General features: G+C 73.1%; 21 protein-coding genes. 8 read left to right on the top strand and 13 right to left on the bottom strand.

Translation table 11 applies throughout. From position 1 onward, the window contains the following. Window positions 1-174 precede the first annotated feature (174 nt). Window positions 175-2,493 (bottom strand): ADP-ribosyltransferase domain-containing protein, encoded by a 2,319-nt coding sequence (locus IF88_RS0134705; RefSeq protein WP_234323804.1) that lies wholly within the window; start codon window positions 2,491-2,493, stop codon window positions 175-177. Between the two features lie 299 nt (window positions 2,494-2,792). Between IF88_RS0134705 and IF88_RS0134695 the strand changes: the two genes are divergently transcribed. Continuing rightward, entirely contained in the window at window positions 2,793-4,283 is a 1,491-nt protein-coding gene (locus IF88_RS0134695) for an MFS transporter (protein WP_030721911.1), read from the top strand. A gap of 17 nt (window positions 4,284-4,300) precedes the next feature. Here IF88_RS0134695 and IF88_RS0134690 read toward each other — a convergent pair whose 3' ends face one another. Together IF88_RS0134690 and IF88_RS46930 are read right to left on the bottom strand one after the other, a co-directional pair. Beyond that, window positions 4,301-5,437 carry a mechanosensitive ion channel family protein gene (locus tag IF88_RS0134690; protein ID WP_051838074.1) on the bottom strand — a complete coding sequence of 379 codons (1,137 nt, stop codon included), beginning with the start codon at window positions 5,435-5,437 and terminating at the stop codon, window positions 4,301-4,303. A 216-nt stretch (window positions 5,438-5,653) separates the two neighbouring features. Then, window positions 5,654-6,928 (bottom strand): hypothetical protein, encoded by a 1,275-nt coding sequence (locus IF88_RS46930; RefSeq protein WP_030721907.1) that lies wholly within the window; start codon window positions 6,926-6,928, stop codon window positions 5,654-5,656. Between the two features lie 181 nt (window positions 6,929-7,109). Here IF88_RS46930 and IF88_RS0134680 point away from each other — a divergent pair, with 181 nt between their 5' ends. Next, complete coding sequence (locus IF88_RS0134680; RefSeq protein ID WP_030721905.1) at window positions 7,110-8,216, top strand: P1 family peptidase; 1,107 nt, start codon at window positions 7,110-7,112, stop codon at window positions 8,214-8,216. Between the two features lie 3 nt (window positions 8,217-8,219). Here IF88_RS0134680 and IF88_RS47470 read toward each other — a convergent pair whose 3' ends face one another. Continuing rightward, window positions 8,220-8,375 (bottom strand): hypothetical protein, encoded by a 156-nt coding sequence (locus tag IF88_RS47470; protein ID WP_199808181.1) that lies wholly within the window; start codon window positions 8,373-8,375, stop codon window positions 8,220-8,222. Between the two features lie 104 nt (window positions 8,376-8,479). After that, entirely contained in the window at window positions 8,480-9,406 is a 927-nt protein-coding gene (locus IF88_RS0134670; RefSeq protein WP_030721893.1) for an NAD(P)-dependent oxidoreductase, read from the bottom strand. An 84-nt stretch (window positions 9,407-9,490) separates the two neighbouring features. Here IF88_RS0134670 and IF88_RS0134665 point away from each other — a divergent pair, with 84 nt between their 5' ends. Continuing rightward, window positions 9,491-9,862 (top strand): winged helix-turn-helix transcriptional regulator, encoded by a 372-nt coding sequence (locus IF88_RS0134665; RefSeq protein ID WP_030721877.1) that lies wholly within the window; start codon window positions 9,491-9,493, stop codon window positions 9,860-9,862. A gap of 374 nt (window positions 9,863-10,236) precedes the next feature. Here IF88_RS0134665 and IF88_RS0134660 read toward each other — a convergent pair whose 3' ends face one another. Then, entirely contained in the window at window positions 10,237-10,842 is a 606-nt protein-coding gene (locus IF88_RS0134660; protein WP_030721875.1) for a hypothetical protein, read from the bottom strand. 190 nt (window positions 10,843-11,032) lie between these two features. Next, a complete protein-coding gene (locus IF88_RS0134655; RefSeq protein ID WP_030721873.1) occupies window positions 11,033-11,737 on the bottom strand; it encodes a hypothetical protein in 705 nt (234 codons plus the stop codon). A 123-nt stretch (window positions 11,738-11,860) separates the two neighbouring features. Between IF88_RS0134655 and IF88_RS42575 the strand changes: the two genes are divergently transcribed. Further along, window positions 11,861-12,346, top strand: coding sequence for a hypothetical protein (locus IF88_RS42575; protein ID WP_030721871.1), 486 nt, complete (start codon window positions 11,861-11,863; stop codon window positions 12,344-12,346). 18 nt (window positions 12,347-12,364) lie between these two features. On the opposite strand, the gene IF88_RS0134645 is transcribed toward IF88_RS42575, so the two are convergent. Continuing rightward, complete coding sequence (locus tag IF88_RS0134645) at window positions 12,365-12,709, bottom strand: hypothetical protein (RefSeq protein ID WP_030721869.1); 345 nt, start codon at window positions 12,707-12,709, stop codon at window positions 12,365-12,367. A 597-nt stretch (window positions 12,710-13,306) separates the two neighbouring features. On the opposite strand from IF88_RS0134645, the gene IF88_RS0134635 reads away from it, so the two are divergent. From IF88_RS0134635 to IF88_RS0134625, 3 genes are all read left to right on the top strand, one after another. Continuing rightward, on the top strand, window positions 13,307-13,738 hold the full coding sequence (locus tag IF88_RS0134635; RefSeq protein ID WP_051838073.1) for a DUF5958 family protein: 432 nt from the start codon (window positions 13,307-13,309) through the stop codon (window positions 13,736-13,738). A gap of 205 nt (window positions 13,739-13,943) precedes the next feature. After that, on the top strand, window positions 13,944-14,705 hold the full coding sequence (locus IF88_RS0134630; RefSeq protein WP_030721865.1) for a hypothetical protein: 762 nt from the start codon (window positions 13,944-13,946) through the stop codon (window positions 14,703-14,705). Between the two features lie 27 nt (window positions 14,706-14,732). Next, entirely contained in the window at window positions 14,733-15,080 is a 348-nt protein-coding gene (locus IF88_RS0134625; RefSeq protein ID WP_030721862.1) for a hypothetical protein, read from the top strand. On the opposite strand, the gene IF88_RS0134620 is transcribed toward IF88_RS0134625, so the two are convergent. The 5 genes from IF88_RS0134620 to IF88_RS0134600 form a co-directional block, all read right to left on the bottom strand. Beyond that, window positions 15,077-15,721: a response regulator gene (locus IF88_RS0134620; RefSeq protein WP_030721859.1), complete on the bottom strand. Its 645-nt coding sequence runs from the start codon at window positions 15,719-15,721 to the stop codon at window positions 15,077-15,079. The genes IF88_RS0134625 and IF88_RS0134620 overlap by 4 nt on opposite strands. Beyond that, entirely contained in the window at window positions 15,673-16,974 is a 1,302-nt protein-coding gene (locus IF88_RS0134615; protein WP_107050696.1) for a sensor histidine kinase, read from the bottom strand. Before IF88_RS0134615 ends, IF88_RS0134620 begins: the two co-directional genes overlap by 49 nt. Window positions 16,975-16,996: 22 nt before the next feature. After that, the gene (locus IF88_RS0134610) at window positions 16,997-17,890 is read right to left on the bottom strand and encodes a CPBP family intramembrane glutamic endopeptidase (RefSeq protein ID WP_078893324.1); all 894 of its coding nucleotides are present in this window, start codon (window positions 17,888-17,890) and stop codon (window positions 16,997-16,999) included. A gap of 155 nt (window positions 17,891-18,045) precedes the next feature. Further along, window positions 18,046-18,516: a flavodoxin family protein gene (locus tag IF88_RS0134605; protein WP_030721852.1), complete on the bottom strand. Its 471-nt coding sequence runs from the start codon at window positions 18,514-18,516 to the stop codon at window positions 18,046-18,048. Between the two features lie 145 nt (window positions 18,517-18,661). Beyond that, window positions 18,662-19,411, bottom strand: coding sequence for an SDR family NAD(P)-dependent oxidoreductase (locus IF88_RS0134600; protein ID WP_030721848.1), 750 nt, complete (start codon window positions 19,409-19,411; stop codon window positions 18,662-18,664). Between the two features lie 61 nt (window positions 19,412-19,472). Here IF88_RS0134600 and IF88_RS0134595 point away from each other — a divergent pair. Continuing rightward, the coding region (locus IF88_RS0134595) for an NAD-dependent epimerase/dehydratase family protein (protein ID WP_107050695.1) at window positions 19,473-20,460 on the top strand (988 nt) is incomplete at its 3' end.

Below are 20,460 nucleotides of genomic sequence, written 5' to 3'. Positions count from 1 at the left end.
CCCGAGCGGTCAAGCAGGCCACGCGCACGTACCCGAATGCCGCACGGCGGGTGGCGGAAGGCCGGGCCGGGCGCCCGGCCGGGGCCCGTTGTCGGCGGGCCGTGGTGCAGTCCTCCTTCGTGTGGGAGGAGGCAGCCCGACCTGCCCCAGCAGGTGCCCGGCCGGCCGAGCGGGTCAGGACACCACGGGGGCGGCGTCCACTTCGGTCAGCTTGACCGTGTACAGGCCGCTGCGCTCGCTCTTCACGTCCGTCACCTTGAGCTGCGTGCCCGGTGTGAGGATGTACTCCTCCTCCCCCGTGAAGGCGGAGAAGCTCCGGATCCCGACCGCCTTGGCGGGCGTCACCTCGAAGAGCGTCCGCTTGCCGCGGCTGCCCAGGAAGGACCGCGCCACGTTCAGCTGCGAGGTGCACGAGGAGACGCCCCACCAGGTGACCGTCCGGCCCACCGGGTACTGCGCCCGCAGGTCCAGCGACACACCGCGCCACAGCGGCTGCGTGTGCGCGGGCAGCCCCGAGACCGCCGAGAACAGCAGGCGCAGGTACGGCAGGTAGGGCGTGACCCGGCTGCGGTCCGGGGAGCGCAGGACGGCGTTGATCTCGCGGTAGAAGGCGGACTCGCAGGTGTAGAGGTAGAGCGCGGCGATCGCGTCGGCGGACAGGCTGGCGGACATCTCGTCCGCCCGGCGCTTGCCGAAGTCGCGTGAGCGGTCGATGTGTCCGGCGAGCCCGGACAGCGTCCGGGCGACCGGTGCGACGGCGTCCTGGAAGTCCATCAGCGGGGTGTCGAAGACGCCGGTGATCGCGGGGAGGACCAGGCCCTCGTCCTTGACGCTGGTGAGGCGCTCCAGGTACAGCTGGTGCAGGTTCATGGTCGACTCGATGAAGGCGCCCATGCGTGCCGCGACCGCCCCGTCGGCGCCGGCCGTCCCCGCGTTCCATCCCTTGCTGGGCAGCCAGTCGATCACGTCGGCGCCCAGTGACGTGAGGGCCTCGTTCACCAGGGCGAAGTGGTCGCCCTCGCAGAAGATGTCGCCCTGCGCCGCCGGGTTCGCGTGGTCGATGTGCCGGACCTCGACGTCCGGGTACTTCTCCTGGAGCCGCAGGACGACCCGCTTCAGGTTGCGGGCGTGCGCCCCCCACCAGGCGAAGACGATCCCGCGGTCCTCCTCGTCGGCGTCCTGCTTGGCCTTGAGGATCTCCTCGACGATCCGTTCGGCGACGGGCCGCCAGAACGCCGTGTGCTGGTCGGCGCCCATCGCTCCGTCGCCGCTGGCGGTGAGGGAGGCGTTCAGCAACAGGACGCCCTGCGTGAGCATCGCCTGGAACCACTCGGGCGGCTGGACGGTGTCCTGCTCCTTGAGCAGCGCGCGCACGTCGGCGATGGGCGTCTTCTTGGCTATGCCGTACTTCCACATCGCCGCCGCCTTGATGAGGCAGCGGATGCTGACGACCCTGCCGAACTGGCTGTCCTTCCAGTCGCTGAAGGTGTTGTCGAACATGGCGATGCCGGTCGCGCTCTCCGCCCGCGGGTAGGGGTTCTGGCCGAAGGCGACGACCTTCCATTTGTGCGGCGGGTGGGGCTTGAGGGCCTGGAAGGTCAGCTCACGCACCGGGACGACCTCGGGGCTGCGGCCCTTCCCGATGAAGCGGGGGGCGTCCGGCAGCCCCTCGATGACCGGCTTCAGGAGCGGGAGCCAGGGCTCGCCGCCGCCGTCGAAGAGTTCGGTGAGAGCCAGGGGGTCGTTCGCGTCCGTCATGGCAGAGGGGCTCTCGTTCGTCGTGGTCGGGGCGGGGACGTGGCCGGCGGGGTGGCCGGCGGGGGCGGGCTGGGCGGCCTTCGGCACCACGATGCGCACCCGTTCCTCGGCGGGGGCGTTCTCGATGCCGTTCAGCTGCGTGACGATGGTGGCGCGCAGCTCGTCGTCGTCCTCGAACCAGTGGTCGTGGAAGAGGGTGTAGCCGGTCCACATGAGGTTGGCGCAGACCCTGGCCGGGACCCTGCCGGTCTGTGCGCCCATCCCGACCAGGGCCACGGAGCGGATGCTGCCCGGCTTCTGCCGGTTCTGCCGGTGGACGGCCTGGAACGCGGCGGCGCATGCCAGGGCCACGTTCAGTGTGGCGCTCACGTTCTGCGAGGACTGGACCATGGTCGGCGTCGAGATCAGGTACCGGGGGGTGGTCGCCCCCGACGGGACGCAGACCGCGCTGCCCACCGGGAGGGCTCCGGCGAACCGATCGCGGATCGCGCGCTGCACGCGTACCTGGATGCCGGATCCGAGGTGACGCTTGACGGCGGCGTCGACCCCGCCGTCCATCCGGCCCCGGGAGTTCGTCGGGGTGACCCAGGCGTCGACGTCCTCTTCGAGGATCGAGCCCCGGCGGATCTCGATGCCGGGGGTGTCCGCGAACGCCGCCCGCCATGCCTCCACCACGCGCTCGTTCACGTCGGTCAGCACCACCCTCAGCGTGGGCTGAACACTGCTCTCGGTCATCGTCCGCTCCTGTCGGGAAAGGCCCTTGCAACACTGCGAACGTAACCGCCGGCACTGACAACGACGCCCGTGTACGTGGGTGGTGACCGGCCGTCACAGCTGCGGAAACGTCCCGCCGGGACCGTTCGGGCCGCGCCGGGTGTGTCGCGGCGGGTGTGTCGCGGCGGGTGTGTCCGCGCCGTGCGCGCAAGCTGGGAGGCGGCCACGGGCGGCCGGCGGTGATCGCGGCCGCATGTCCGACCGGTTCGTGGGAACCCGGCAGGGCAGGGGGGCGTTCGAGAAGGAGGGAACAGGAAGCCATGGCATCCGACTCGTCGCCGGTGGCCGTGCCGGCCACCACCGGCACCGTCACCACGGCCGTGCCGGCCCGCCTCGACCGCCTGCCGTGGTCCCGGTGGCACTGGATGATCGTGATCGGCCTCGGCACCGTCTGGATCCTCGACGGACTCGAGGTCACCATCGTCGGCAACGTCGCCGGGCGCCTCGCCGAGGAAGGCAGCGGTCTCGACATCACCGCCGCCCAGGTCACCGGCGTCGCCGCCGCCCTCTACGTGGCGGGCGCCTGCTTGGGGGCGCTCTTCTTCGGCTGGCTGACGGACCGCTACGGCCGCAAGCGGCTCTTCATGGTGACCTTGGTCGTCTACCTGGGCGCGACGGCGATGACCGCGCTGTCGTTCGAGTCGTGGTGGTTCTTCCTGTTCCGCTTCCTCACCGGCTTCGGCATCGGCGGCGAGTACGCGGCCATCAACTCGGCGATCGACGAGCTGATCCCGTCCCTCTACCGGGGCCGGGTCGACCTCATCATCAACGGCAGCTACTGGCTGGGCGCGATCGGCGGCGCCCTGCTGTCCGTCGTGATGCTCGACACCGACATCTTCCCCGAGAACCTGGGCTGGCGGCTCAGTTTCGCCCTCGGTGTCGTCCTCGGCCTGGCCGTCCTGCTCGTACGCCGGCACGTTCCGGAGAGTCCGCGCTGGCAGTTCATCCACGGCAGGGAAGAGGACGCCGAGGAGCTGGTGTCATCGGTGGAGGAGCGGATCGAGCGGGAGAAGGGCGAACCCCTCCCGCCGCCGACCGGTGAGATCACCATCCACCAGCGCAAGAGCGTCGGCTTCGGCCTGATCGCCAGGACGGTCTTCGGCCGCTACCCGCGCCGCGCGGTCCTGGGCCTGGCGCTCTTCATCGGCCAGGCGTTCCTCTACAACGCCGTCACCTTCGGCTTCGGCACCATCCTGACGACGTTCTTCGACGTGCCGACGGGCAGCACGGGCTACTACTTCGCCGTCATCGCCGCGGGCAACTTCCTGGGGCCCCTGCTGCTCGGCAAGCTGTTCGACACGGTCGGGCGCCGGATCATGATCTCCTCGACCTACCTGCTCTCGGGTGTGCTCCTGTTCGGCACGGCGTGGCTGTTCGACCAGGGGTCGCTCACGGCGACGACCATGACGGCCTGCTGGTGCGTGGTGCTGTTCTTCGCGTCGGCGGGTGCCTCCAGTGCGTACCTGACCGTCTCGGAGGTCTTCCCCATGGAGACCCGGGCCATGGCCATCGCCTTCTTCTACGCGCTCGGCACCGCGGCCGGCGGCATCAGCGGCCCGCTGATCTTCGCCGACCTCACCTCGTCGGGCGTGGTCGGCGACACGGCGCTCGCCTTCCGGATCGGCGCCGCGCTGATGTGCGCCGCCGGCCTCGTGGCGGCTTTCCTCGCGGTCAAGGCCGAGCGCCGTTCGCTGGAGGACATCGCCGAGCCGCTGTCGGTGGCGAAGCCGGACCCGGCCGGCTCGCGGTGACCACGTCCTCCGTCGACCTAGCGGCCGCTGTCCGTGAGTTCCGTGAGGTCCGTGCGTTCCGTGGCGGTCGAGGGTGACGCCCCGCGCTGGTGGGGCACGGGTGCGTGCGGGGACGAGGCGGGGTGCTCGTCGTGTCGCAGGGCGACCGTGCGGGTCGGGGCGGGGATGGAGATGCCCTCCGTACGGAAGCGCCGGTGCAGGCGCTTGATGAACTCGTGCTTGATCCGGTACTGGTCGCTGAACTCGCCGACGCCCAGGATCACGGTGAAGTTGATGCGGGAGTCCGCGAACGTGTGGAAGCGGACGGCTCCTTCGTGGTCGGGGACGGCGCCGTTGATGTCGGCCATCACGCTGTCGACGACGTCGAGGGTCACCCGCTCGACGTGCTCCAGGTCGCTGTCGTAGCCGACTCCCACCTGGACCAGGATCGAGAACTGCTGTTCCGGCTGGGTGAAGTTGGTCATGTTCGTCCGGGCGAGACGCCCGTTGGGGATGATGACCAGGTTGTTCGACAGGTTGCGCACCACGGTGTTGCGCCAGTTGATGTCGACGACGTACCCCTCCTCGCCGCTGGTGAGCCGGATGTAGTCGCCGGGCTGCACGGTCTTCGAGGCGAGGATGTGCACCCCGGCGAAGAGGTTGGCGAGGGTGTCCTGGAGTGCCAGGGCCACCGCCAGACCGCCCACTCCGAGGGCGGTGACCAGGGGCGCGATGGACACGCCGAGGGTCTCCAGGGCGACGAGGACGCCCATCACGAGGACCACGATCCGGGTGATGTTGACGAAGATGGACGCCGACGCGGCCACCCCGGTGCGGGTCCCGGCCACGGACTGGACGAGGCCGGCGACGACCCGCGCCGTGCTGCGGGTGGCGATGAGGATGAGCAGCGCGGTCAGGGACTGGTTCACGAACCCCGAGACCCGGGCGGTGAGCGGCAGGGTCGTGGCGGCGACCGCGGCGCCGGCGATGAGCGCGGCGCCGGGGGCGATGGTGCGCAGTGCGTCGACGATGACGTCGTCGCCCTTCCACCGGGTCCGCTCGGCGTGCCGGCCCAGCCACCGCAGGAGGGCGCGCAGCAGCAGTCCGGCGGCGGCGCCGGCCGCCAGCGCGATGCCGGCGACCAGCCAGTCGTGGAGGACGAGATCCCGGTTCAACGGACCTCCTCCGCTGCGCGTCCCCGGCCCGGGGGCGTGGCGGCGGGCGCCGCCGGGCGTCGTATGAGGTGTGTCGTCACCTTGTCACCTGTCAGTTCGTCGTGCTGTAAGCCGCGTTCGGGCGTGTGTACGCGTCCGGAACGGGCTGCCATCCTGCCCCATGGGGGGTGACGCACCGCAGGCGGGGCGGGTCGGGCGAGATGCGGAAGAGAGGGCCTAGCGTCGTACGGCGGCGTGTTCGAGGACCGCGCGGACCTCGGCGGTGATCGCGCTCTCGTTGCGTTCGAACTCGGGGCCGGTCAGCTGCTGGGGGTCGGCCGGCAGGCCGGTGAGCACGGGGGTGTGGAGGTGGCCGCCGGGCAGGTGCGGGGCGAGTTCGGTGCGCAGCCGGTTGGAGCGGTAGGCGACCTCGTTGGACAGGTAGCCGCCTCCGCCGCCCGCGACGGCGCGCGAGCCGGGTGTGGGGCCGTCGGTCCGGTCCACGGGGGCCGTGGCGCCCGCCGGGATCTCGGTGACGTCGGGGTTGAGGAGGACGGGGTAGGGGCTCTGCACGGCGGCGGTCACGGCGTCGGCGGGGAGGGTGGTGCGGATGAACTCCGGGCCCGGGCCGAGGCCGGGGGCGGTCACCGGGCGTTCGCGGGTGCCGCCGGAGAGGGCGCGTGCGTTGTCGGGGTAGGGGTCGGCGGACCGGGCCCGCCCGGCCCAGTCCTCCAGGGTGAAGATGCCGGGGTAGCCCTGGCTGACGGTGGTGATGATGTCGGCCGAGGCGGGGCCGGCGGCCAGGCGCGGGGCGAAGGCCCGCTCCACCAGGCCGGCGTCGAAGTCGGCGTAGCGCACGGGCAGGACGACGGCGCGGATCTCGGCGGGGCTGCCGTCGGCGAGGGTCACGCGGCGGCCGTTGAGCTGGAGGGCGGCCGATCCGGACGGGTTGGCGCGGCGGATCTCCGCGTCGAGTCCGAAGGGGTCGAAGCCGCTGATGAAGAGGCGGCGTACGCCGGGTGCGGCCTGGAAGGCATTGTCGGTGAGGCCGCGGGAGGCGTCCTCGAAGCGGGCGCGGAGCGCCGCCCGGTCGACGGTGAACCTCGGCTGCCAGCGGGCGAGTTCGGCGGTCATGGCGAGCCGTGCCCAGTACAGGGGCCGGTCGTCTGCGGGGGCGAGGTCGCCGCCGGGCCGCTGTTCCTGGGCCCGCCGTACGGAGGCCTGCCACAGGGCCTCGCCCCAGGACCGGAGGAGGCGTTCGGCTTCGGCGGGGCCGCGCGTCGTGCACAGGGCGGCGGGAAGGCGCCGTACGAAGTCCGCGAGCCCGGCTCGTTCGACCAGGGCGGTGGTGCGGGCGTCCGCGAGCCGTGCCTGTTCGGCGTCGAGCGGTACGGAGGCCGGGGGGCGGCAGGCGGTGGCGCCGTCGGTCGCGTGGGCGGGCGAGGCGACCGCCATGGGCAGGACGGTGACGAGGAGGGCGGCGGCCGATGCCGCACGACGTAAGAACATCATGCGATGTGACATTACATAGCGGCTGTCGCCCTCACCAGGCACCCCGGGCGCAGCCGCCGGGACTGGCTCAACTCCGCCGCAGAGGCGTCCGGTTCGGCGCGCGGGGCGGGCGGTGGCGGTGGTGGGGTGAGAGGGTGACGGGGGTGAGCGGCGGCGGCGCGTGGGGCGGCCGCGGCGGGTGATGGTGCGATCGGGGGCGGGGAACGTGGATCGGGTCGATGCGATAACGGACGTGGCGGGTGTGCGCGTGGGGCATGCCGCGCTGACGGGTGAGGGGGCTCTGTCGGGAACGACGGTGGTCCTGGTTCCGCCGGGCGGGGCGGTCGCGGCGGTTGACGTGCGCGGTGGGGGTCCGGGGACGCACGAGACGGACGCGCTGGACCCGCGGGCTCTGGTCGAGCGGGTGGACGCGGTCGTGCTGACCGGTGGCAGTGCGTACGGGCTCGCCGCGGTGCACGGCGTCATGGAGTGGCTGGAGGAGCGGGGCCGGGGCGTGCCGGTGGGGCCGGTGGCGGGGCAGGTGGTTCCCGTGGTGCCGGCGGCCGCGCTGCTGGACCTGGGGCGGGGCGGGGACTTCGGGCTCCGCCCGGGGCCGGCGTTGGGCCGGCGCGCGGTGGAGGCGGCCTCGGCCGCGGCGGCGGGTGCCGCGGTGGCGCAGGGGTCGGTCGGGGCGGGGACGGGTGCGGTGGCGGGCGGTCTGCGCGGCGGGGTCGGGTCGGCCAGTGTGTGCCTGGAGGGCGGGGCGGTGGTGGGGGCCCTGGTGGTGGTGAACGCGGCCGGGTCGGTCGTCGATCCCGGGTCGGGTGCGCTGTACGGGGAGTTCTATGCGGGCCGGCGCGATGTGTGGCCGCGGCCGGAAGTGCACGAGCGGGCGCGGCGGGCCTTGGACGAGGCCCGTGCCACGACGCGGTCGCGGCGCGGCGCTCCCGCGGAGGACGGGTCGGCGGCGGTGATGAACACCACCCTCGCCGTGGTGGCGACGAACGCCGACCTCACGCGGGCCCAGGTGCAGAAGATGGCCGGCACGGCCCATGACGGGCTGGCCCGGGCGATCCGTCCCGTGCACTTGATGAACGACGGGGACACCGTCTTCGGGCTCGCGTTGGGCGCGCACCCGTTGGCCGGGATGGCGGAGTTCAACGAGGTGCTGGGGGCGGCGGCGGACGCCGTGTGCCGGGCCGTGGTCAACGCGGTGCGGGCCGCGGAGGGTTTCGACGGTCCGGGCGGCCTGTTCCCGTCCTGGCGGGACCTGTACGGTCCGGAACCAGGCGTCCAGGACGGTGGGTGACGGTCACCGCGGGGTGGGCGGGGCCCGTCGGCCGTCGGTGGCCGCCACCGCCTCGATGTCCGCCGACGCGTTGGGCATCATCGTGACCCCGGACCGGACGAGAGCCTCGTCGTCGACCACCATCACCCGGATCACCGCGCCGGTCTCCGACCTGTCCATCCACCCCGGCCCGCCCTTTCCGCAGGTCACCACCCGGGGAAAGCAGCGCCGTCACCCTGACGGCATCGCGGGCGCGAGCGAGCGGCGGGACGGTCGGCCCGCGGTCAGTGCGGCTCTCGGACGCTTCGGGTGCTTCGGATGCCGTCGATGATGCGGGTCCAGTTGTCGCCGCCGTGGCCGTTCTCGATCGCGTGCCGGTAGTGGGCCTGCACGGCCAGCGGGAGAGCGAGGTGGAGGCCGAGTGCCGCGCTGGTCTCGACGATGTGGTCGGCCGTCGCGCCCATCATGGTGACCGTGCTGAGGTCGCCGGGATGCTCGCCGGCGTCCAGCGCGGCGCCGGGGGTCTCCTCTCCGGCCCGCAGGATGGCGCCGATCGAGTCGGCGGAGGCGAGCAGCTCCGGCAGCGCTTCCACAGCCTTCATTCCTGCGGTGCCCAGCATCGCGGTGGCGTGCATCAGCGCGGACAGGGTGGTGAGGAACACCGCGAGCTGGGCTTGGTACATCATCTGGGCGAGGCCGGGGTCCTCGCCCAGGTACTTCGGCAGGCCGACCCGTGCCAGGGCCGCCTGGTGATGCTCCATCACCTTCCCGGGGCCGCTGTAGTAGACGTGGGCCGCCTCCGTGCCGACCATCGGCGCCGGGACCATGACGCCGCCGGTGAGGAAGGCGGCCTGGTGGCCCGCCGCCCATGTCGCCGCCTTGCGGGTGCGGTCGGGCGTGTCCGAGCTCAGGTTGACCAGCGTCCGGCCGGCGAGTGAGGCGGTGGTGCTGTCGAGGATGTCGTACATCGCCTGGTAGTCGGTGAGGCTGAGGATCACGAGTTCACTGGCTTCGACCGCCTCGCCCGGTGTCGCCGCGAGCGTCGCCCCGTCGGCGACGACGCCGGCGGCCCGGCCGGCGGTGCGGTTCCAGACGGTGACGCGGTGGCCGGCGGTGAGGAGTGTGCGGGTGATCGCCTGGCCCATCGGGCCGAGCCCGATGACGGTGACGGCGCTGTTCCGGCTGGTGGTGTGGTGCTGTTGTTCGTTCACCCCTCCATGCTCGGAGAGCGCCTCTAGTCTCGGAAGTACCCACTATTTTCTGGGGTACTTACCTTTTAGTAAGGGGGAGCAGTGATGTCCAAGGCGCCGAGGCGTGGGCCTTACATCTGCGGCATCGACGCCGCGCTCGATGTGGTGAGCGGCAAGTGGAAGGGACTGATCCTCTGGGAGCTCGACGCCCATGGCGTACGCCGCTTCGCCGAGCTCCGTCGGGGTCTGCCCGGAGTGAGCGAGAAGATGCTGACCCAGCACCTGCGTGAGATGGAGGAGGACGGACTCGTGCACCGGAAGGTCTACGCCGAGGTGCCGCCGCGGGTGGAGTACTCCCTGACCGAGGACGGGCGCACGCTCAACCAGGCGCTCGGGGCGCTCGGTGCCTGGGGCGGTGAACGGATGCGCCGCGAGGGCCTGGAGGTGGTCGAGGCGGCCGGGGCCTCGCACGGCTGAGGTTGCGGCCGCCGGCCCCCGACGGCTGGTGCGGGCCCGCCGCGTGGCGGGAGGAACCAGCCGCTCGACGGGTGCCGTTCGCCCTGAAGCGGGCTCGTATGAGCACCGCGCTCCGGTGGGCGGCCAAGGCCGCCACGACGGCCCTGTCCGTGCTCGTCCTGGCCCTCGTAACGCGTACTGGCCGGCCCGCACTGCTGGGCCGAACTCCTCCTGACCGCGGCCGTGACGGCGGCGGGCGCCTGGGTGTGGTCACGGATCGCCAGCGCGGAGCCGCCGGCGACCGCCCGTCACTGAACGGCCCCGGTCCGGGGCGTGTCCGTGTCCCCACCGGAACGCTCCGGGCCGGGCGGCGGCGGGCTCGGCCGGCGCGCCCGTCAGGGCCGCAGGCCCGCTCGCCTGAGTGCGATCCCGGACAGAGCCGCGACGACCTGCTGGTCGCCGCGGCGCCAGGCGTCCGCGAGGCCGCCCGGCGGGGCGGGGATCGCCAGGAGGTCGCCCGGCGGTCCGGTGAGGGCGCGCAGCGCGAGCAGGTCGGCGCCGCCGGGTGCGTCCAGGAGACGCCGGACGGAGGCGCTGCGACGGATCCAGCGCAGGCGCAGGGGAAGCCACAGCAGGAGTACGAACGCCACGGGGACGACGATGAGGGCGACCGCGGCCAGGGTCGCCAACTGGCTGACGGTGTCCTGGAGCGACTGTCCGGCGTCGGCGATCCCGGTGCCGGCGTCGGCCGCGGACCGGAACGGTTTCTTCAGGAGGTCGCCGACCAGCGGCACGTCCGAGGCCGTGTCACCGGCGTCGCCGAGGGCGGTGGCGAGGCTCCTGCCGGAGCTCTCCACCTTCCGTCCCGGCTCGGCCAGCAGCATGATCGCGTCGTGGACGGCCAGGGCGAACCACACCGCGGCGGCGATCAGGACCACGGCGATCAGGTCCGCGAGGATCTGGCGGTTGCGCCGCGCTGGGGTCTGGGCGTAGAGAGGCATCGGCTGCTCCCGTTCCTGTCGTGGCGTCGAGGAGCCGACCCCGGCCAGGTGTGCGGTGCCGGCGGCAGGGCTCGGCCGGTTGCTCGACCGTACGTCGGAATCGGCCCGTCCACCGGTGTTCACGGGGACACGTCCGCGAACCGTTGCCGGGTTGGCGCAGTGCCGACGCCGCCGGGCGCGGGCGCGCCCCCTACCCGGCGGGTGTGTAGTGGTCGGCGTACGACTGGAGGCGGGCCGGGAGCGGGCCGTCGGCGCCGGTGGAGTTCACCCGCATCCACAGCTCGTTCTCCACGACGAAGCGGTACGCGAATTCCTCGAAGGTGTCGGCGCACCGCATCAGCGAAGCGGCCACCGCGGCCCGGACCTCCTCGGCCGGTTCCCCGTCCGCCCACCAGCCGGCGGACTCCAGTTCCACGTGCGAGAAGACCACGAACGCCTCGCCGCAGGGGCGCAGGTACAGGTACCAGATGACGCAGTCCTGCTGGTCCCGCAGGAACCGGACGAGGCGGGCGCCTTCCTCCACCGGGCTGCGCAGCGGGCCGGAGAGGTGGCTCCAGCACGCGGTCACCGAGACCTCGTCGAAGGCGCGGTGGAGGCGCTCGTCGGCGTAGAAGGCGGCGAAGCCCTCGGGGAGGGCCAGCCCGGCCTCGGCCAGGTCGCGTGCCAGGGCCGCGAGGTGCTCCTCGTGTTCCGATCGCGGCCCGTCCGCCCCGCCGAGCCAGTCGAACCTGTCGTCGGGTCGTACGGCGTCCAGCGGCGGCAGGCTCTCCAAGGGGTACACGTCGTAGGTGGAGGCGCAGGGCCGGAAGCGTCCCAGGTCGGTGGCGCACCAGCCGGTGGGAAACGGGGCGGCCGCCGCGGTGTCGGCTGCGGGCCCGGAAACGGAAAAAGACATGGAAAACCCCTCGGACGGTGGCCGGTTCGGCGCTGTGCCCGCATCCTCGCGCCCGCCACTGACAACGGCCGTCCTCCTGACGCGGGCGCGTGGCGTGCGGGGCCGCGTGCGAGGATCCGCACCATGGATCATGAGGCGCTGTGGACGTACGGGGCGGCGGGGAAGCCCTCCGCGGGGCCCGGGGACGTCCTGCGCATGGTGCGCGGTGCCGCCCGTGCGGAGCCGGGCGGGCGCGTGGAGGCTCTGGTCGCCGAGTGCGTGCTGTGCGGTGCCGGGGCGGACGAGTTCGAAGTCGCCAAGGGCGAGTGCTTCTGCGTGGGTTGCTGCATACCGGTCGGCATCGCGGACGGGGACATGTGCCCCGACGCGTACCCGTGGACGCTCGAACCGTCCGGGGCGCCGCTGCCGCCCGCCTCGCCGGGCCCCGGCTTCGAACCGTCGGACCTCCCCCACTGCCCCGCAGGGCACGCCGTGTTCCAGGTGGCGGTCGCGCTCGCGTTCGCGCAGGACGGGGCGGTACGGGGCATCTCGGTCGGCTTGAGGTGCCCCGAGGACGGCGCGCTGTGTCTGTACGTCGACAACGCGCGCGTGGTGCCGGGCGCGCCCTGACCCGGCGTCGGCCGCCGGTCAGCCCGGTGTGCGGCCTTCGGTCTCCGGCGGGGCGGGTTCGTTCTCGGAGCGGGCGGTGAGAGCGACTTGGGCGGTCCACGACCAGGGCTCCCGGGGTGGATCCCAGTGCACGTCCACGTCGGTGTCGTGGACGTCGCGCGCGAGTTCCGTCACCATGATCGCCGCCGCGGCCCGCGCGTCGTGCGGGTCGGTGCGGGCCGGCACGCTCAGGCGCCCGCAGAGCATGCCGCCCTCCGCGGTGAGAACGCTCGTGCGCCAGCCCTCCGGCGTCGCCAAGAGGACGAGCCCCTTCGGAAGACCGAAGGCGGGCCGCTGCTTCTTCTCCTTCTTGCCTCTGACCATGCCGCCATCCAACATCACCGACGGCAGTGCCCGTTCCGGGCCTGCTCCGGGCCTGCTCCGGGCCTGCTCCGGGCCTGCTCCGGGCCTGCTCCGGGCCTGCTCCGGGCGGCTGATGGCCGCCGGGCGCGGAGGCTACTTCAGCAGGCGGCCCAGATCGGCTTCACCCGTCTTGGCCGGCGACAGTCCGGAGGTGAGGCCGAGGATCTGCTGCTTCGCGTCCTGGACCGTCGGTGCGAGGAAGCCGAGCGACAAGAGGTTGTCCAGGCTGAGGGGGCCGGCCAGGGCGCCGGTGCCGCCGCCGGGACGCTCTGCGGCCTGGGCGGCGGGAGCGCAGGCAAGCGCGACGGCGATGGTCAGGGCTGCGGTCGCCGCGGCGCGGGCGGCGGTGTGGTGGGTACTGCCCGCCCCAACGCCGTCGGCGTCGCGCGGTCATGGGATACGGGCCCGTACGGGCGGGGATTTCGCCCGAGAGGCTGCGAGAGCCCGTCCCGCCTTGGCCCTCGCCCGGTGCGCCTACTCCCCCACCGGGGCCGGGCCCGGGACCGCCGTGGAGGGCGGCGCCCACGGCGGTGCGCGGCGGCGTGGGACGATCAGCAGATGACCGGAACGAGCAGTGAGGACGGCGCCGGCCTCTGGCGCGAGACCGAGCGGGTCGTCAACGAAGTGGCCCAGGAGCTCCGCACGTTGGACGAGGGTGCCGCCTGGTTCTCCGGCCTCTGCTCCGCGGACCGGCGGCAGGTGTTGCGGGAGGTCGGCGGGTACGCGATGCAGGCTCACATCACGGCCGCGGACGGCCGCGCCGGGGTGGCGCGGTCCGGGGTGAAGCCCACGGCCAATCCTGCGGTGATGATCTGCATGGACCCGCCCCGCAGCGGGTCCTCCGGCCTCCCGGCCGACGAGCACGTGAAAGCCTTCCGGGTGCTCGTCTCCGTGTTCGCCGTCGCCGATACCCGCCGCAGGGAGACGTACGGCAAGGGCGCCTGCGGACACGCGTGGCACAACCTCCCTGCGGCAGCCGGAGAGTCGTAGCGGCGGCTGTCCCCATCTGAGATCGCTGGGGCCGCTGGGGCCGCTGGTGGCCTGCGGGGAACCGTCGTGTCTCGTCCGCCGTCCGTATGGATCAGGGCGCGTTCCCGCCCGCCCGCCTCGACGGGCCGGCCGCGGGCGCGTGCCGGGCCCGGACGTTCGGGCAGGGGGGTGGGGAACTGGCCCATGGCTCAAGGGGGATGACGGCATGGCTCTGGACACGACGGAGGCGGGGGACCGGGCCCGGGCCCGGAGCGAGTGGTGGGAGGCGGTGGGCTGGTCGCTGCTGGGGGTGGTGCTGGCGGCGCTCTCCGTCGCGGGGGGCAGCCTGGTCCCGGGGCAGATCGCCTACGAGGAGTCGTTCCTGGGGGCCCGGCCGTGTGCCGGGGCGGCGGCGGAGCGGGGGACGGACCCCTGTCTGCGCACGACCCGTGCCACCGTGCTGTCCGCTCAGCCCGCCAAGAGCGGCGCGAAGAAGGCGACCGTCTTCCAGGTGCGGTTGCTGGGCCCCGTTCCGGCTCCCGCCGATCGGCCGTTCCACCTCGATCCCGATGGCGAACTGTCGCGGCTCGTCGAGCCCGGTGAAGAGGTGGAGGTCGTCACCTGGCGGGACGTGCAGGTCTCCGTCCGTCAGGGCGGGGTCAGCGAGACGCTGCCGGGGCTGCCGGACGAGGCCACCATGTACGTGGGGATCACGCTGGTCGGCGTGTGGATGACGGGGGTGGCCTTCATCGCCGCGTTCGGCAGTGGCCGCCGGGCCCGCTGCCGTGCCACCGGCCGTCCCGTCACGCCGCGGGGCGGCTTCGGCATGGCGAAGATCCTGTGCGTGGTGGTGGTCCCTCTCGCCGTGTCGTTCTTCTGCCTCACGATGTGGGACGCCTGGGTGGCCGCGGGCATGACGGTGGCCATCTGGGCGCTCATCGCGTTCCCTGCCACGTTCGCCGCTCTGCGATGGGACCGCGACGACTGAGGCCGGCGCATCGCGCGGCGGCTGCACGTGGTGCAGCAGTTGGTCCTGGACCGAGGCGGAGAGCTGACCACGGTCGCGGCGCTGAGCCCGGAGGGGGATGTGGGGGCCTCCACGGAACTGGTCCTCCCGGATCCCTGCGGCACGCGCACGCTCCAGTACGACACGGTGGTCACCCCCGCCACCGCGGCCGGGGCCTGGCCGCGCCGTGAAGCTGCACACGGCGGCCCAGGCCGCCGTCCGGTACCCGGCGCTGCGCCGCATGCCACCACGGTGGCGGACGAGAACGTCCCCATGCGGATGGTGAACGAGTCCCTGGGCTACCGCCGCGCGCGGTACGGCGTACTTCCAGCTCAAGCCGTAGCCGCGCCGCTCTAGCGCTTCAGGTAGGCCAGGACGGCCAGGACGCGGCGGTTGTCGTCCGCGGAGGGTTCGATGCGGAGCTTGGTGAAGATGGCGGCGGTGTGTTTGGCGACCGCGCTCTCGCTGATGAACAGGGATTGCGCGATGGCGGTGTTGGAGCGTCCCTCGGCCATCAGGGCCAGGACGTCCAGTTCGCGCGGTGTGAGTTGCGCGGTGGTGCCGCGGGCGTCGCTGCGGGCCAGCAGGCGTGCGATGACCTGGGGGTCCATGACCGTACCGCCGGTGGCGACGGTGCGTACCGCGTCGATGAACTGGGTGGTGCGGGTGATCCGGTCCTTGAGGAGGTAGCCGATCGCGCCTTGGCCTCCGGCGAGGAGTTCGTGTGCGTAGAGCTGGTCGACGTACTGGGACAGGACGAGGACGGGCAGGGCGGGTCGTGATCGGCGTGCTTCCAGGGCGGCTTGGAGGCCTTCGTCGGTGAAGGTGGGTGGCAGGCGGATGTCGACCACGGCCACGTCCGGTTCTTCTGCGAGGACGGTGTTGAGCAGGGCGGGGCCGTTGTCGACCGCGGCGACCACCTCGAAGCCGTGTTCCCGCAGGGTGCGTGTCAGTCCGTCCCGGAGGAGGAAGAGGTCTTCGGCGAGGACGACGCGCACGGTATCTCCAAGGTCGCGGTGGTCGGGCCGCCCAGCGGGCTGTGCAGGACGAGGGTTCCGTCGAAGGGGTCCAGTCGGCGCCGTACGCCTCGCAGTCCGCTGCCGTCGGGGTCGGCGCCGCCGCGGCCGTCGTCGGTGACGGTGACGCGCAGGACGCCGTCGGTGTGGTGCAGGCGGATGCGGACCTCGGGGGCGCCGGAGTGCTTGGCGGCGTTGGCGAGGAGTTCGGCGACGGCGAAGTAGCCGGCGGACTCCACGGGGGCGGGGAGCCGGCCGGGCAGGGTGGCCTCGACGTGCACGTCGAGGTGGCTGTCGAGGGCCAGGGAGCGCACCGCGTCGCCGAGGCCGCGGTCGGCGAGGACGGGGGGCAGGACGCCGTGGACGAGTTTGCGGAGGTCCTGGAGTGCCCGCTCGGAGGTGGCCCGTACGTCGCGCAGGAGTGCGCGGGCGGCCGGGAGGTCGCGGTCGAGGAGCCGGGTGGCTTCGTCCAGGGTCATGCCCAGGGCGACGAGGCGGGCCTGTGCCCCGTCGTGCAGGTCGCGCTCGATGCGCCGTAGTTCGGCGGCCTGGACGTCGAGGACGTCGGCGCGGGAGCCTGCGAGGTGTTCGATGCGGCGGGCGAGTTCGGTGGTGTGCGGGGCGGCCAGCAGTCGCCCGCTCCAGCGTGCGTGCAGCCGCAGGGTGGCAGGGGCCAGCCGGATCCCGGCGAAGGTGAATCCGAGGCCGAGCAGGAGCGCGGCGAGCATCGCGGGGGTGGAGTCGACCAGGATGAAGGCGTACCAATTGCCGTCGCCCAGGAGCTGCCAGACGAAGGGCTGTACGGCCGCGCCGAAGAGGCCGTACTCGGCGAGGGCCAGCGGCACCGCGGCGAGCAGTGCGCCCGTCCACGGCTCCGCCCAGGCCCAGCGCAGGTCGTGCCAGAACCCGTCGTCGCCGAGGAGTGCGCGGGCCTGCCGATGGCGGCCGGCGGTGCTCGCGGGTGCGGCCGGGCGGGGCGGGAGCGACCGCGGCGGGCTGATCACGGTGCCCGTCCAGCGGGCGGCCCAGGCGCGGTAGCGATCGGACATGCGGCGCAGGACCGCCGCGGCGGACGGGAGCAGGAGGAAGCCGATGCCGACGGGCAGGAGCAGCAGCGCCCCGACCACGAGGCTGCCGGCCCCGCATACGGCGAGCGCGGCGAGCGAGAGCAGCTGGCAGCGGCCGAGGGCGGCGAGCGCGCCCCGGCTGCCGGGGCGTATGTCTGCCTGTGCCATGCCCACCTGTGGTTCCGTCATGTCAGCGCGTTCCGGGCGCTGTTGTGGCGGTGATCTTATCCGGCGCGGTCGCCGCGCGGCGGGCGGCGGCGAGCCACGGGAGGGCTGCGGCCAGGCAGGCGGCGCCGAGGACCACCATCGGCGCGGCCGCCGGGGACGTCTCGTCCGTCACGAACAGCATGCCGAGGTTGACCAGGGTGTGGAAGCCGCCCGCGAGGAGCAGCCGGTTGTGCCGTACGCGTTCCAGGGCCAGGCCGAGGATCACGGACATCGCGACGGTGGCCGTCAGGAATCCGGCCGCGTACGCCGGCTCCCGTGCGAGGACGGGTACGTGCCACAGGCCCCAGAGGGTTCCGACCAGGACGGAGGCGGTGACCGGGCCGAAGCGGGTGCGCAGCAGCGGCTGGAGGTAGCAGCGCCAGCCGATCTCCTCGGCGCAGGCGCCGAGGAGCTGGGCGGCCACGAGCAGGGCCAGGGGGTGTGCCAGGGCCCGGGGGGCGGGGACGGGGAGCGTGCCGGAGGTGAGCAGGATGCCGCCTGCGGACAGGGCGATGATCAGGGCGGGGGTGAGCAGGAGGGGCAGGTGGGGCAGGAGGGCGGACCGGCCGGTGGCCGCTGTCCGCGGTGCGCGGCCTGCGGGGCGGCTGCCGCGGGCGGGCAGGGCTCCCGCGAGCAGGTCCTTGGTCCGGGCGGGCCACAGCAGTGCCACGGCCGCCACGGCGAGGGCGGGGCCGAGCTGGGTCAGTTGCACCACCTCGGGCGGTATCCCGCTCGCGGGCTGGAGGGCTCCGCATGTTCCCGCCGCGATGAAGGCGACGGCGAGGAACGCCCCGGCCTGCGCCGCCCATCCGCTGCGCTGCACTCCCCCCGGCCCCTGGTTCTGCTTCTGGTTCTGGTTGTGCTTGTGGTCCGGCATGCTGCCCGGTCTCCCCCGTCGGTCGCCGGGGCGCGGCTGTCACGCCCCGCCTGCGACTCTGCCGGTGGGAGTGCGGTCCGTCCTTGTACGTGGCTGCCGAAGGGGGTGTATCCAGGTACACCCCCTCTCCGTCGTTCCCGCGTGTCCGCGGCCGGTCAGGGTGCGGTGGTGGAGCCGTTGGCGAGTCGTCGGGCGAACGCGCGGGCGGCGGTCAGGTCGGCCGCGTTGGGGCGGTGTTTGTTGATGCCGCCGAGGGGCTTGAACGGCGCCCACGTGTCGAAGGCGCGGCAGGTGAAGGTGGGCTCGATGTGAAAGCCCCTGGCTTGGAGGAGGCGTACCAGCGGGCGGGTGAACGGCGCGAACGGCAGTTCCGGCAGGCCGCTGGTGGCGAAGACGAAGGCCCGCCCCGATGAGGCCGGCAGCGTGCGGACGTACCCGAGCAGGTCCGGGTGCATGCGCTGGGAGAAGATGCCGGAGCCGAAACCCACCAGGTCGTAGTCCGCCGGCTCGACGGCCGTCGCTTCCTGTGGTGTGACCACGCGGGCGTCGAGGACCTGGGCCATCGCCTGCGCCATGCGGCGGGTGTTGCCGTGGGATACGGACGTGCATACGAGCAGAGTCTTCATCAGCGTCCCTTTCGTCGGTCGCCCCCTGGAGCGGGGACCGATCAGGCCCGCCGAATGTGACAGGCCCCCGCCGGGACGGGGTTCGGTGCGACGGGGAAAGGGGGTGGAGGGGAAAGGGGGGTGAGGGGAAAGGGGGGTGTCGGGCTCAGCGGGTCGTCCAGCCGCCGTCCACCGAGAGGGTCGTGCCCAGGACGAAGGACGCGCGGTCGCTGCAGAGCCAGGCGGCCGCCTCGGCGATTTCCGTCGGGTCCGCGATGCGCGGCAGGGGGGCCGACTGGAGGAGGACTTCTTCCATCGCCGGGTTCTGCTGGAGCCAGTTGTCGATCATCTCGCTGCGGGTGGAGCCCGGGGCGATGGCGTTGATGCGGATGCCGTGGGTGGCGTACTCGCAGGCCGCGGCCTTGGTGAAACCGAGGACGGCGTGTTTGGAGGCGATGTACGTCGCCGTGACCGGCGTGGCGACGAGGCCGGCGGTGCTGCTGTTGTTCACGATGGAGCCGCCGCCGCCCGCCAGCATGGCGCGGATTTCGTGGCGCATGCAGTTCCAGACGCCGCGGACGTTGGTGTCCATCACGGTGTCGTAGGCGTCTTCGTCCAGCAGGTGCATCGGCTGCGGGGTCGCGCCGACGCCCGCGTTGTTGAAGGCGGCGTCGAGGCGGCCGTAGGCGGCGACGGCCGCGTCGACGGCGCGGGCCACGTCCTCGGTGCGGGAGACGTCGGCGACCACGTACTGGGCCTGGTGGCCGGCGGCGCGCAGTTCCTGTGTGAGGGCGGCGAGTTGGGGCTCGCGACGGGCCACCAGGGTCACCGAGGCGCCTTCGCGGCAGAAGACGCGTGCGGCGGCCGCGCCGATGCCCGCGCTCGCGCCCGTGATCAGCGCCGATCTGCCTGCCATCAGAGAATTGCCGCTCTCCCCCGTCACGGCGCGACCGTAACACGATGGGATGGGGGGTGTGATGAGAAGAAGCGTTGTGCTGGTGACCGGAGCGGCCGGATTCGTCGGTTCCGCGGTGGTGGAGCGGCTCGTGAAGGAGGGCGTGGGAGTACGGGCGTTGGCGCACCGCTCTGATGTGCCGTCAGGGGTGGAGGGCGTGCGGGGAGACCTGGTGCGGTCGGGGTCGCTGCGCGGGCTGTGCGAGGGCGTGGACTGCGTGCTGCATCTCGCCGCGCGGATCGGGGGCACGGCCGAGGAGTGCCGGGCCGTCAACGTGGAGGGCACGCGGGCGCTGTTGGCGGAGGCGGAGCGGGCCGGGGTGCGGCGGATCGTGCAGCTGGGGACGGCGGCGGTGTACCGGGAGGGCGCGCACCGGGGTGCGATGGAGGGGGAGCTCGCCGAGGAGCCGGGGTCGGTGACCAGTGTGACCCGGCTCGTCGGTGAGCGGATGGTGCTGGCGGCGGGCGGGGCGGTGGTGCGGCCCCATCTGGTGTACGGGAGGGGGGACCGTTGGGTGGTGCCGTCGCTGGTGCGGTTGCTGGCGCGGTTGCCGCACTGGGTGGAGGGCGGGCGGGCCCGGATGTCCCTGGTGTCGGTGGACGCGCTGGCCGGTGCGATCGCCGAGTTGGCCGTACGGGAGGGGGGTGTCGGCGGGGTGCTGCACGCGGGCCATCCCGAGCCGGTGACCGCGCGGGAGCTCGTGGGGACGGTGGCGCGGGAGCTGGGGTTGCCGCTGCCGAGGGGGGAGGTGGACCTGTCCGGGGCGCTGGAGCTGGTCGGGGGCCCGGACGGTCCGGATGCGGTGGTGCGGCGGCAGGTCTCGCTGCTGGCGGTGGACCACTGGTACGACAGCGGGCGGCTGTGGGGGCAGTTGGAGGCCTCCCCCGGGGCGCGGTTCTCGGAGGCGTTCGGTCAGTACGCCGGCTGGTACCGCGGTGCGGGCCGGGAGCTGTCTCTTATACACATCTCCGAGCCCACGAGACGTAGAGGAATCTCGTATGCCGTCTTCT

The sequence above is a fragment of the Streptomyces sp. NRRL F-2580 genome, from assembly GCF_000720115.1.
GTDB lineage: Bacteria > Actinomycetota > Actinomycetes > Streptomycetales > Streptomycetaceae > Streptomyces.
Note: the sequence above shows the minus strand (reverse complement) of the source record. Positions and strands in the feature narration are given on the sequence as shown.